Here is an 11,385-nt window from a genome sequence, read left to right as displayed (position 1 = left end):
GCCGGGGAGACCCGCCCGGCCCCGTCAGGGCGAGCGCCCGCTCTGTGAGGGTGAAGCGGTGCCGGGACGGGCTGTGCCGCCCGTCCCGGCCCCGCTCATGCGGGTCGGTCTTCCGTGCAGTGCTGGGAAACGGCCTCCCAGTCCTTGGCCCACCAGCCGGCGAGGCGGTATACCTCGGCAGCGGTGGCGTCCTGTTCCTTCACGGACCGCAGATGGTCGAGCAGGCCGACGTCGCGGCGGCGCGCTGCGATCACATAGGCGAGTACATCGTCGCCGTCGATCCGCTCGTGGTCCGTCGCCCACAGCGCGTACTCGGGCCAGAGCAGTCCTGCGAAGTCGTGGAACTCGCCGAGATCGTCCTCCGAGTCCTGCCATGTGTCGTTGCAGGAGTCGAAGTCATCGATGGTGGCCCGTCCTTCGAGGACGTCGTCGATGAATGTCATACCTTGATCTTCGCCCCTTCACCTTCCGCTTGTAAGTGATCCTAGGAGGGGGCGCTGCCGCCGAGGACCGGGGCACGCAGCGCACCGTCGAGCCACTACTGGGAGAGTGCGGGGCGCCGCCCCTCGCACAACCCCGTCCGGACGGCGGCTTCCATGTCGTCGTCCTGCGCGTCCGTCCCGCCCGGATCGACGTTCGTCATGACCGTCGCCTGCCTGCCGTCGGCCGTGGCGCCGCCCGCGGTCTGGTAGCCGAAGATGTCGCCGCCGTGGCCCCAGTAGAGGCCGCCGCAGGGCAGCGGCCGGGACTCCAGGCCCAGGCCGTACGCGCGGCCGTCGTCGCTGCCGGTCGGCCGGGTGTTCATCATCGCCTTGAGCTGGGCCGGGCGCAGCAGCTTGCCGCGGAGGAGGGCGTCCAGGAAGCGGTTGAGATCGGCGCCGCTGGAGATCATCTCGCCGGACGCGCCCGCGACGGAGGGGTTGAACGCGGTGACGTCCATGAGCGGCGCGTCCGCGCCCGGGCGCACGTATCCACGCGGGTGCGGTCCGGGGATCGACGCGGCGTCGCCCGGCACGGACGTGTCGTGCAGGCCGAGCGGCTCGATGACGCGCCGGCGGATCTCCTCGCCGTACGGGTGTCCGGTCACCTTCTCGATGAGCATGCCCGCCAGCAGGTAGTCGGTGTTGGAGTAGTTCCACTCGGAGCCGGGCTGCTCGAAGGTCGGCGGGTGGGCGAGCGCGAGGTCCACCAGGTCGCGGGTGTCGTGGTGGGCCAGCGGGGCCTCGAGGATGTCCCGCGGGTCCAGGTAGTCGAGGTAGTCGGGCAGGCCGCTGGTGTGCTGGAGGAGCATACGGACCGTGATCACGCGGCCGTCGTTTCCGTGGCCGCGTACGACGCCGGGCAGGTAGCGCTCCACCGGGGCGTCGAGACCGACGCGGCGCTCTCCCACCAGCTGGAGCACGACCGTGGCCACGAAGGGCTTGGTCATGCTGCCGATCCGGAACCTGCTGTCGCCGCGCACCGGCGCCTGGCTGTCCACGTCCGCGACGCCGCTGGTCAGCACCGCACCGCCACGTCTGTCCCGCGTCGCGACGAGCGCCCCGGGCGCACCGTCCCCGGTGGTCAATCGGTGCAGGAGCGCGCGCAGTTGAGCGTCGTCGGCAGGGCGGGTGGACTGTGCGGTGGCGGCTACGGCCGGGGTCGCCGCGGCGGCGTTTCCCGACAGGCCGCCTCCCAGCGCCCCGACTGCCACGGCCAGCGTGAGTGCCCCACCCAGCGCACGCTTGTGCTTGATCACGTGTCTCGTCCTCCGTCGTCGTGGCAAGATCACCGCTGCGGAGGGCTCTTCACACCCCGCCCCCTCGTCGCTGGTTCACGATGCCCGAGCGGTGCCGGCCGCTGCGATGGGGCGATCATCCGGAACGGCAGGGGGGACAACCCCCGGCGAAACGGCGTCGCGGCCCGGGACCTCGAAGGGGTTGAAGCGCGAGTCGCGCCGAACAGCCATACGAGCGCGAGACCGCTTGCGCGGCCCCGCACCTTACGATCATCCGGTATGACTGCTGGAGGGGTGGGAATGCTCGAGGACGTCGAGGACGGGACAGCGGCGGCGACGCGGCTCGCGGAAGGAGCGCCGCTTCAACGCACGCTCGATGTCGCCGACCCCGGTGACTGGCTCGCGCTGGACGCAGGCGTACGCGAGGCGGCCTGCTTTCGCCCGCCGTTCCCGCCGAGGGGGAAGCACCCCGCCGACCTGGCTCAGCTCGACGAGTCCCGGCTCGCACTGGCCCTCTGCCACCGTGACGGGCGGATCCGCCAGGAGGCTCTGCGCCAGTCGGTCCGGTACCCCGGTCTGCTGCCGTTGGTCGTGATCCGCTGCGCCGATTGGGCCGGCCCGGTGCGCGAGCACGCCCGGCAGTTGCTGCGCGAGGCCCTCAACGTGGACTCCGCCCTCGACCTCGCGCCGCTCATCCTCCGCGTCGGCCGCCGCGACCGAGGTGCCTTCGGCGTCGACGTGCTCGGCCAGATCCTGCGCCAGGCAACCCGCGACCGGCTCGCCGCCCTCTTCGCCGACCCCGACCGCGTCGTCCGACGGTTCGCGTACCGGCTGGCCGTCGAAGGCCGACTGCTTTGTCCCGCTGAGCTGGCCCACGCGGCCGCCCGGGACCAGGACACCGTGGTCCAGGATCTGTGTGCCACAGCCGCGCTCACGGCTCTGGCCGACGAGGGCGCCTACGAGGATGTGCTGCCTCCCCTGCTGTCCGCACGCAATCCGCGGACCCGTTCGGCCGGCGTCACCGCGCTGCGACGAGCGGGACGGCCGGAGCAGGCGGCACCGTTTCTCAGCGACCGTTCCGCGCTCGTGCGTGCTTGTGCCCGCTACGTCGTACGACAGCAGGGAGGTGACCCGGAGGCATGGTACCGGGAGCGGTGCACGGCACCGGACGACCCCGATCTGCCGCCCGGTGCGGTGATCGGGCTGGCCGAGTGCGGGAACCGCGCGGACGCCGGGCTGCTGCGGCCGCTGCTCGTGCACCCGGCGGCCGGGGTGCGGGCGCGAGCGGTGGCGGGGCTGCGGGAACTGGACTGCGCGGACGCGGAGCGGTTGCGGCCGCTCCTCGACGACCCCGCCGCCGGTGTCGTCCGCGAGACCGCCGCCGCCCTGCTGCCCTCGGCCAAGGAACTGCCCGCCGACTGGCTGTCGGAGCGCACCGGCTCCGAACGGCCGCGACACGTCCGCGTCGGCGCGTTCCGGCTGCTCGACGCGCGCGGCGGCATCGTGGCGCTACGGACGGCGGTCGGTCTGCTCGACGACCCGGACATCAAGCTGCGCACCTGGGCCGCGCAATCAGTGCAGCGCTGGCATCCGGCGCCGGACGGGCGGCGCGGCGACGCGGAGGTGGGCGAACTGCTCGACCGGAGCCGACACCTCTTCAGCGACCATGTACTGCGCCGACGCAAGTGGGAAGCCGGGCTGGACGGCTGAGACCGCATCGCGCTTCAGAACGCTGTTCGGTCGCCCTCCCGACGCCGGCGCTCCCAAGGGAGCCGTGGGCATGCCCGGGACGACGGGCCCTGCGCCAACGGGACGACGTAGCGCTGTTTCGCTATGCGCCGGAAGAGAGTCGGCTCGCGGCCTGGTTCCACGGCTGAGGTTCGGCCAAGTCGTCCCTGTCGAAGGCATCCTCCTCGAACCAGCCCGTCCCCCCGAGCCACGTCTCCAGCCACGTCGCGAGGCCGGCGGAGTCGAGGAACCAACACTGCTCCCACGATCCGCCGCTGTACGGGTTCGGCTCGAAGAGCAGGACCTGACCGTCCTCACTGAGACAGTCAACGCCCGCGTACATGGCGCAGCCCCAGCTCAGGATCGGTACGACGCCCTCGGGCCACTGCGGGTGCTCCACTCCCACGGACGCGCCGCGTCGCGTCAGGTACTCGCCGACGACGCTGGAGCCCGGACCAAGCAGTGGCAGCAGTCGGTAGTCGGGGCCGAAGCCACCGTCAGCGACCTCGCGATACAGGCGCGCGAGCAGGGGGTGCAGCGTGACGCCCAGTTGCCTCTCGGCCGCCACGATCCGGGCATGGTCGACGGGCCCGGGCAGATCCCGGCTGTCCGACGCGGCCCGGGTGGCAACGCGGTGCACGAGGTCATCGATATCGATCATGACCGAGATGCTGTCAGAGCCCACTGACATGTCGACGGTCAGGACCGCCGGGCGGACAGCCGGGCGAAGGAAGTTCCGAGAAGCTGGCCAAGACCGGGAGAGCCCGGATACCGGCTCTGACCCTGTCACCGAGCGAGTCCGGCCCGGCGAAGGCCGCGGAACACCGCCGGCGTCGTCCACTGCGGCGCCGCCACATGGACGGCGCCGGACGGGGCACTCGTGTGTCCCTCTGACCGACCGCGAGAGCCGAACGGAATGCCAGTTGATGAACGCGGAAGACGCCGGGAAGCTGCTCGACGGACTGACCGTGGACGCCAGTCGGCGGGAGCAGCCGATCGTGCTGGACGCGGAGGGCCGCCCCATCCGCACGTGGCGGGAGAACTACCCCTACGACCACAAGGTGGGACGCAAGGAGTACGAGCGCGCCAAGCGCGTGCTGCAGATCGAGCTGCTCAAGCTCCAGCACTGGGTCAAGGACACCGGCACGCGCGTCGTCGTCGTGTGCGAGGGACGTGACGCGGCGGGCAAGGGCGGCACGATCCAACGGCTCACCGAGCGGCTCAACCCGCGCGGCGCACGCGTGGTCGCCCTGGACAAGCCCACCGAGCGCGAAGCGGGCCAGTGGTACTTCCAGCGGTACGTCGCGCAGCTGCCGACGGCCGGGGAGATCGTGTTCTTCGACCGCTCCTGGTACAACCGGGCCGGCGTGGAGCGCGTGATGGGCTTCTGCTCCCAGGAGGAGTACGAGCTGTTCCTCGACCAGTGTCCGACCTTCGAGCGGATGCTGGTCGACAGCGGCACCGTGCTGGTGAAGTTCTGGTTCTCGGTGTCCCGTTCCGAGCAGCGCACACGCTTCGCGATCCGGCAGGTCGACCCGGTGCGCCAATGGAAGCTCTCGCCCACCGACCTCGCGTCCCTGGACCTCTGGGACGCCTACACCGAGGCGAAGGTCGGCATGTTCCGCGCCACGGACACCGCTCACGCCCCCTGGACCGTCGTCAAGAGCAACGACAAGCGGCGGGCCCGCCTGGAGACCATGCGGAGCCTGTTGTCACGCATCGACTACGCGAGCAAGGACCACGAGGCGGTGGGCACACCCGACCCGCGCATCGTCGGCGCCGCCGACACCCTCCTGGAGCCCGGTGAGGAGGACACCACGCTCTCGCCCACGCCGCTCTCGCCCGGCCTCGGCGTCCCCGGCAAGCACCCCGGCAGCGACTGACCCCCGTCCGGAACCGTCCGACACGGGTCGGGCCCCGACCCCTCTCGCACAAGACCGGAGGGCGCTCACGCTCCGCGGCGCCCGCGCACACAGCGCCCTCGCCGCCGCGCACCGCTCGCGTCCGGCTCCCGCCCGCACCGTCGCCCCGCTTCAGCCAGCGTGGGCGATCTCCTTCGTGGGCGTGAGACTGTCTGGTCGTGGCAGACATGATGAGTGGGTTGGCGGCGGCCTTGGCTGCGGCGTCGTCTCCTTCGTGGGCGCAACGGGCTTGTGCCGGGCGTGACCTCGCTTCCTTCGCCGAAGCTCCTGAGGCTGCGGAGGCGCTGGTGGGGCTACTGCTGGACACCGAGGACACGGCGGTGACCCGGCAGACGGCAGAGGCCCTGACCCGGGTGGGGACGGTGGCCGCTGTCAGGCTCCTTGCTCTCGCGGTGGCCGAGGCTGACGGTCACCAGGCCGACTGGCTGCAGACCGGGGTGCACGACGCGCTCGTGGAACCGGACAGTGTGCCGGACGTCCCAGCGGCTTGCCGGAAGCTCGCGAGGGACCAGGACGAAGCCGTCCGGCGGGGCGCCGCGGAGATCTCGGCGTGGACAGACGGCACAAGGTGTTGACCTGCTCCCGGAGCAGACAGACCGGCGCGCCGTCTGAGGGACACCTGGTGGGCGGAGGTGCGGCTCACCCTCGGGGCCCGCTCGCGCTGCCGAGCATCGCCCCCACGGACGACACGGAACACTTCGGCTCCCGCCTCCCGCCTCCCGCCTCCAGCGGGGGGCCGAAGTACGTCCGCGCGCTGCTCCGTTGACGCCTGCGGGGCCCCAGGGTCGGCACTGATCCCGCGTGTTCCCCGGGCCACAGCGCGCGCATATCATGCACACGACATGCACCTGACCGGCGCCCCCTTCGACCGGAGCGGGCCGCCCGACCGGCATCCGGGAGCATCCGTCGTGCCCCGGGCGGACGCCCTGATCGGCCGGCCGACACTGTGCCGCATCCGAACGAAGTGGCCTGCGGCCGCCCGACGTTGGCCGGGAGGCGGATGTGGCTTGCGGGCGGGTTCTCGTCCGCCGGGCCGCGCCTTAGACTGCGACGGCTCCGAAATCTGGCGATCTTTTGGAGGGCGTGCAGGATGAACCGAGTTCTCATGACCGCAGTGGCGGCGACGGCGTTGGTCGTGTCCGGTGGCAGCACCACCGCCTCCGCCTCCGACGCCCCGCCGCGCACCACGCACGGTCCATGCCAGTACACCCAGACCCCGGACGAGCCGGCGGCGCGGCGGGTCTCCCTGCCGCCCGACCCGCGGCACACTCCCAGTCACGGCACGGTCGGTGTGGCTGTTCGGACCAGCCAGGGCCCGCTCCCGCTGCGTCTGGACCGGGCGAAGGCGCCGTGCACGGTCCAGAGCTTCGTGCACCTGGCGCGGCACCGGTTCTACGACCGTACGGTGTGCCATCGGCTGACGGCGTATCCGACGCTGAAGGTCCTGCAGTGCGGCGACCCCACCGGCACGGGCGAGGGCGGGCCGGGGTACAAGTACAAGGACGAGCTGCCGGTGGACCTGCCGCCGGCGCCGAGCGATCCCACCGGCGTCCGCCGCCTTTACGGCCGCGGGTTGCTGGCCATGGCCAACGCCGGTCCGGACACGAACGGTTCGCAGTTCTTCGTCGTCTACGGCGACTCCACGCTGCGCCCCGACTACACGGTGTTCGGCACCGTCGGCGCCGCCGGCCTGAAGACGCTCGACAAGATCGCTGCCGGCGGCATCGAGCCGACTACGCAGGACCCGGCACCTGTCGACGGCACGCCCGTACTGCGGTCCGAGCTGCTCAGCGTCCGGCCGTCCTACCTGCCCTGACGAACCGGGGCGCGGTCACCGTGGGTGGTCCAGCCACGCACCTGACCACGCCCACGAGCACCTCACCGGCAAGGTCACCCGCGGGGCCGGCAGCCCGGCTGCCGGCCCTCGCGACGGTATTCAAGCTGGTCGAGTCCGCCCAGGACCGCTGGCGCGCGATCAGCGGAGCCCGTCCCGTCCAGTCGGACAAGACCGCTCCGCTCACCGGCGACCGCGATGCAGAACGCCCGGTTGTCCCGGCCGTCCAGCGCCCCTCCTCATTGACGATCGCTCAGATCGATGCGGGGCGTACCGCCGAGGTTTACCCGTGATGTCCCACCGGTGCCGTACGCACCGGTGGGTGGCGTTCCCTAATCTCGACGACGACCGACCGAGACGAGCCGTCATCGCTTCGAGCGACCGACCGCGAATCCCGCATCCACCAACGGAAGGAATCGCCAGCATGAAGCTGCGCACGACTGCCACCGTCGCCATTTCGACCGCGGCGCTTGGAGCCGGGCTCGCCTTCGGCGGGCCTGCCACAGCGGCCCCCGCGTCGGCCAAGGCCGCCTCCGACACGGCCATGACCGCGCCGGCCGGCATCAAGGCACCGGCAACCGCCCAGACCACTCACCGAGCGCGGCTGTGGACCCAGGTCGGGGGCGGTGCGAACGGCTACGCCGACATCACCCACACCTACACGGCCGTCGGCCACGGCTACTACCAGGGCAGGATGAACGGCAAGCTCAGCCACTACTACGCCCCCAAGAACCGTCAGGTCGTCGTCATGTTCAGGGTCGACGGCACCCTCGGCGGCTATTCCAAAGTGACCAAGAACAACAACGTCTCCTTCAACAAGACCTACAGCCACTCCAAGCGGGTCTCCGCGAGGATCTGCCTGCACCGGTCGGGCGTACCCATCAAGCTCAACTCCGGGGTCTCCTACTGCAGTCCTTGGTGGGGATGACTCGCCCGAGTGACGCCCCGGACGCCCGGCGGGGAGTCCCCCGGGTCTCCCGCGGACGCGGCGACGGACGCGTCCACATCGCCGGCTCCGGCGTCCCGGGGGTGTACGCGGCCCGGTCACCCACATTCGATCGCCACGTGACCCACGCGAAGGGGGACACGTCCCAGGGGCATGGGAAAGATCTCAACGCGACTCCGGCCGACGTGGAGATCGCCGCCCTGACCCACCGCCTCGGAGACGTCTGGCCGACGGCCGGGTACGGCGACGGCTTCACCTACGACGCTCTCCCCCGACGGATCGACTACGTGTTCACCTCACCGGACATCCACACCCGCCACGCCGAGCCCGGACGCGGCACCCGCAGTGAATGGAGGGAGGTCTCCCGAGGGCACGTGACTCGCCTGCGGTGGCCGCATGGGGGCGGCCGGCAACGGCGTCAGGCGGTGGCCGCGGCCGCCAGGTCGAGGGCGATGTCGGTGATCATGTCCTCCTGGCCGCCGACCATGCCGCGTCGGCCGGCCTCGACCAGGATCGTGCGGGTGTCGACTCCGTACCGGTGTGCGGCCGCCTCGGCATGGCGCAGGAAGCTGGAGTAGACGCCCGAGTAGCCGAGGGTGAGGGTCTCGCGGTCGACGCGGACCTCGCGGTCCTGGAGCGGTCGGACGATGTCGTCGGCGGCGTCCATGAGGGGGAAGAGGTCGCACCCGTGCTCCCAGCCCATCAGGTCGGCGACCGCGACGAACGCCTCCAGGGGGCAGTTGCCGGCGCCTGCTCCTTGGCCGGCGAGTGAGGCGTCGACACGTGTGACGCCGTTCTCCACGGCGACGACGGAGTTGGCGACGGCCAGACCGAGGTTGTGGTGGGCGTGGATGCCGACACCGGTGGCGGGGGCGAGGGTGTCGCGGTAGGCGCGGACTCTGTCGCGGACGCCGTCCATGGTGAGCCGGCCGCCGGAGTCGGTGACGTACACGGCGTGGGCGCCGTAGGACTCCATCAGCTGGGCCTGGCGGGCGAGTTCGGCGGGTTCGGCCAGGTGGGACATCATCAGGAAACCGGCGACGTCCATGTCCAGTTCGCGGGCGGCGGCTATGTGCTGGGCGGAGATGTCGGCCTCGGTGCAGTGGGTGGCCACGCGCACCGATCGGATGCCGAGGGCGTGGGCCCGGCGCAGGTCTCGCAGGGTGCCGATGCCGGGAAGAAGCAGAGTGGTGGGGATCGCGCGGGTGACGGCGCCGACGACGGCCTCGATCCACTCCCAGTCGGTGTGGGCGCCGATGCCGTAGGTGAGGGAGGAGCCGGCGAGGCCGTCGCCGTGGGCGACCTCGATCGCGGCCACCCCGGCGGCGTCGAGGCAGGCGGCGATGATCCGCGCCTGATCGACGGTGTAGCGATGGCGGACGGCGTGCATGCCGTCCCTCAGGGTGACGTCCTGGACGTAGAGAGGGGATACGTTGCTCATGCGGTCACCGTCTTCGCGTGGGCGGCCATGCGCTCGGCGGTGCGGAGCGCGGCGGAGGTCATGATGTCCAGGTTTCCGGCGTAGGCCGGCAGGTAGTGCGCGGCGCCCTCGACTTCGAGGAAGACGGACACCTTCGTCGCCTCGGCCCCATGGCCGCCGGGCGGGAGCAGCGAGCGCAGCGGGTCGGCGGCGGCCACCCGCTCGAACTGCACCTTCTGCTTCAGCCGGTAGCCGGGGACGTACGTGCGCACCCGCTGGGCCATCTCCTCGACGCAGGCCGTGACGGCCTCGTCGTCGCAGTCGCCGACCAGGCAGTGGACGGTGTCCCGCATGATCAGCGGAGGCTCGGCGGGGTTGAGGACGATGATGGCCTTGCCGCGCCCGGCGCCGCCGACCTTCTCGATCGCGGCCGAGGTCGTCTCGGTGAACTCGTCGATGTTGGCGCGCGTTCCGGGGCCTGCCGAGCGGGAGGAGATCGACGCGACGATCTCGCCGTAGTGCACCGGGGTGACCGCGGAGACGGCCGCGACCACGGGGATGGTGGCCTGGCCGCCGCAGGTGACCATGTTGACGTTGGGCGCGTCGAGGTGGGCGTCGCCGTTGACCGGCGGCACCACGTACGGACCCAGGGCGGCCGGGGTGAGGTCCACGACCCTGCGCCCCAGGGCGCGCAGCACCTCGTCGTGGCGGCGGTGCGCTCCGGCGGAGGTGGCGTCGAAGACGATCTCGACGTCGGCGAACTCGTCCATCGCGACCAGGCCGTCGATGCCCTCGTGGGTGGTGGCGACCTTCAGCCGACGAGCGCGGGCCAGACCGTCGGACTCCGGGTCGATGCCGACCAGGGCGGCGATCTCCAAGTCGTCGGAGAGCCGAAGAACCTTGATCATCAGGTCGGTGCCGATGTTGCCGGAGCCGATGACGGCGACCTTGGTGGTCATGCCGGGGTTCCTTCCGTGTCCGTGTTCGTGTCCGTGTCCGTTTCGGTGGCGGCGAAGGCCGCTGTCACCGTGCCGAGGCCCTCGATACGGGCGGTGAACTCGTCGCACGCGGCGGCGACCGCCATCGGGCCCAGCGCGCCGGTGAGGATCACGTCGCCGGCCCGGAGCGGGTCGCCGAGACCGGCGAGGGTGGCGGCGAGCCAGAGCGCCGCGGTCAGCGGGCCGCCGAGGCAGTCGGCGCCGCTGCCGGTGGAGACCGTGCCGCCGTTCTTCGCGAGGGTCATGCGGACGGCTCGCAGGTCGACCCGGTCCAGCGGAACGGGTGTGCCTCCGAGGACGAACACTCCGCAGGAGGCGTTGTCGGCGACGGTGTCGACGATGGTGATGTCCCAGTCGGCGATCCGGCTGTCGACGATCTCCAGAGCGGGCAGCGCGAACGCGGTGGCCCGCAGCAGGTCGGCGACGGTCGGCTCCCGGTACGGCAGGTCCTCCGCCAGGACCAGGGCGACCTCCGCCTCGACCTTCGGCTGGAGCAGGCGGCCCGGGGCGATCGGCCGGCCCTCGGGAACCGCCATGTCGGCGAAGAGCACCCCGAAGTCGGGCTGGCCGACGCCGAGTTGGCGCTGCACGGCCGGTGAGGTCAGACCGATCTTGCGGCCCACCGCGCGTCGGCCGTCCGCCAGGGACCGCTCGACGTGGCGGCGCTGCACCGCGTAGGCCGCGGCGACGTCCCCCTCGGGGAGCAGGCTCCGCACGGGCGGACACGGGACGCGGGTGCGGGCGGCCTCTTCCAGGACGGAGGCGGCCTCGGCCACCGCTGCGGAACCGGGGGCGCTCATGGCCGTGCCCCTTCGGGGCC

General features: G+C 71.7%; 11 protein-coding genes. 5 read left to right on the top strand and 6 right to left on the bottom strand.

Annotated elements, in window-relative coordinates:
* Positions 1–95 precede the first annotated feature (95 nt).
* On the bottom strand, positions 96–443 hold the full coding sequence (locus ABEB07_RS02710; protein WP_176146628.1) for a Rossmann-fold NAD(P)-binding domain-containing protein: 348 nt from the start codon (positions 441–443) through the stop codon (positions 96–98).
* A 95-nt stretch (positions 444–538) separates the two neighbouring features.
* Complete coding sequence (locus ABEB07_RS02705; RefSeq protein ID WP_345666829.1) at positions 539–1,738, bottom strand: serine hydrolase domain-containing protein; 1,200 nt, start codon at positions 1,736–1,738, stop codon at positions 539–541.
* A gap of 279 nt (positions 1,739–2,017) precedes the next feature.
* On the opposite strand from ABEB07_RS02705, the gene ABEB07_RS02700 reads away from it, so the two are divergent.
* Positions 2,018–3,427 (top strand): hypothetical protein, encoded by a 1,410-nt coding sequence (locus ABEB07_RS02700; protein ID WP_345666850.1) that lies wholly within the window; start codon positions 2,018–2,020, stop codon positions 3,425–3,427.
* 121 nt (positions 3,428–3,548) lie between these two features.
* Here the strand turns inward: ABEB07_RS02700 and ABEB07_RS02695 are convergent, their stop codons facing one another.
* Positions 3,549–4,106, bottom strand: a complete 558-nt coding sequence (locus tag ABEB07_RS02695) for an SMI1/KNR4 family protein (RefSeq protein ID WP_345666827.1) — start codon at positions 4,104–4,106, stop codon at positions 3,549–3,551.
* 265 nt (positions 4,107–4,371) lie between these two features.
* Here ABEB07_RS02695 and ppk2 point away from each other — a divergent pair, with 265 nt between their 5' ends.
* The 4 genes from ppk2 to ABEB07_RS02675 all read left to right on the top strand — a co-directional run bounded on the left by ppk2 (position 4,372) and on the right by ABEB07_RS02675 (position 8,129).
* Positions 4,372–5,328: a polyphosphate kinase 2 gene (ppk2, locus tag ABEB07_RS02690; protein ID WP_176146624.1), complete on the top strand. Its 957-nt coding sequence runs from the start codon at positions 4,372–4,374 to the stop codon at positions 5,326–5,328.
* Between the two features lie 206 nt (positions 5,329–5,534).
* The gene (locus tag ABEB07_RS02685; RefSeq protein WP_345666849.1) at positions 5,535–5,942 is read left to right on the top strand and encodes a hypothetical protein; all 408 of its coding nucleotides are present in this window, start codon (positions 5,535–5,537) and stop codon (positions 5,940–5,942) included.
* A gap of 530 nt (positions 5,943–6,472) precedes the next feature.
* Complete coding sequence (locus ABEB07_RS02680; RefSeq protein ID WP_345666826.1) at positions 6,473–7,183, top strand: peptidylprolyl isomerase; 711 nt, start codon at positions 6,473–6,475, stop codon at positions 7,181–7,183.
* Between the two features lie 442 nt (positions 7,184–7,625).
* Positions 7,626–8,129, top strand: a complete 504-nt coding sequence (locus ABEB07_RS02675) for a hypothetical protein (protein ID WP_345666825.1) — start codon at positions 7,626–7,628, stop codon at positions 8,127–8,129.
* Between the two features lie 436 nt (positions 8,130–8,565).
* Here ABEB07_RS02675 and dmpG read toward each other — a convergent pair whose 3' ends face one another.
* From dmpG to ABEB07_RS02660, 3 genes are read right to left on the bottom strand one after another with little or no spacing between them, the layout of a single operon-like run.
* Positions 8,566–9,588: a 4-hydroxy-2-oxovalerate aldolase gene (gene dmpG / locus ABEB07_RS02670; RefSeq protein WP_345666824.1), complete on the bottom strand. Its 1,023-nt coding sequence runs from the start codon at positions 9,586–9,588 to the stop codon at positions 8,566–8,568.
* Complete coding sequence (locus ABEB07_RS02665; protein WP_345666823.1) at positions 9,585–10,526, bottom strand: acetaldehyde dehydrogenase (acetylating); 942 nt, start codon at positions 10,524–10,526, stop codon at positions 9,585–9,587. Before ABEB07_RS02665 ends, dmpG begins: the two co-directional genes overlap by 4 nt.
* Complete coding sequence (locus ABEB07_RS02660; protein ID WP_345666822.1) at positions 10,523–11,365, bottom strand: 2-keto-4-pentenoate hydratase; 843 nt, start codon at positions 11,363–11,365, stop codon at positions 10,523–10,525. Before ABEB07_RS02660 ends, ABEB07_RS02665 begins: the two co-directional genes overlap by 4 nt.
* Positions 11,366–11,385: the final 20 nt, after the last annotated feature.

Origin of the sequence: Streptomyces similanensis, assembly GCF_039543625.1 — a bacterium.
Taxonomy (GTDB): Bacteria; Actinomycetota; Actinomycetes; order Streptomycetales; family Streptomycetaceae; genus Streptomyces; species Streptomyces similanensis.
This window is presented reverse-complemented; position numbering and strand designations above follow the sequence as displayed.

Bases quoted from the DNA above. Each gene is read 5' to 3' on its own strand.
- ABEB07_RS02710 (WP_176146628.1), bottom strand. From the start codon at position 443: ATGACATTCATCGACGACGTCCTCGAAGGACGGGCCACCATCGATGAC.
- ABEB07_RS02700 (WP_345666850.1), top strand. From the start codon at position 2,018: ATGCTCGAGGACGTCGAGGACGGGACAGCGGCGGCGACGCGGCTCGCG.
- ABEB07_RS02695 (WP_345666827.1), bottom strand. From the start codon at position 4,106: ATGATCGATATCGATGACCTCGTGCACCGCGTTGCCACCCGGGCCGCG.
- ppk2 (WP_176146624.1), top strand. From the start codon at position 4,372: ATGAACGCGGAAGACGCCGGGAAGCTGCTCGACGGACTGACCGTGGAC.
- ABEB07_RS02685 (WP_345666849.1), top strand. From the start codon at position 5,535: ATGATGAGTGGGTTGGCGGCGGCCTTGGCTGCGGCGTCGTCTCCTTCG.
- ABEB07_RS02680 (WP_345666826.1), top strand. From the start codon at position 6,473: ATGACCGCAGTGGCGGCGACGGCGTTGGTCGTGTCCGGTGGCAGCACC.
- ABEB07_RS02675 (WP_345666825.1), top strand. From the start codon at position 7,626: ATGAAGCTGCGCACGACTGCCACCGTCGCCATTTCGACCGCGGCGCTT.
- dmpG (WP_345666824.1), bottom strand. From the start codon at position 9,588: ATGAGCAACGTATCCCCTCTCTACGTCCAGGACGTCACCCTGAGGGAC.
- ABEB07_RS02665 (WP_345666823.1), bottom strand. From the start codon at position 10,526: ATGACCACCAAGGTCGCCGTCATCGGCTCCGGCAACATCGGCACCGAC.
- ABEB07_RS02660 (WP_345666822.1), bottom strand. From the start codon at position 11,365: ATGAGCGCCCCCGGTTCCGCAGCGGTGGCCGAGGCCGCCTCCGTCCTG.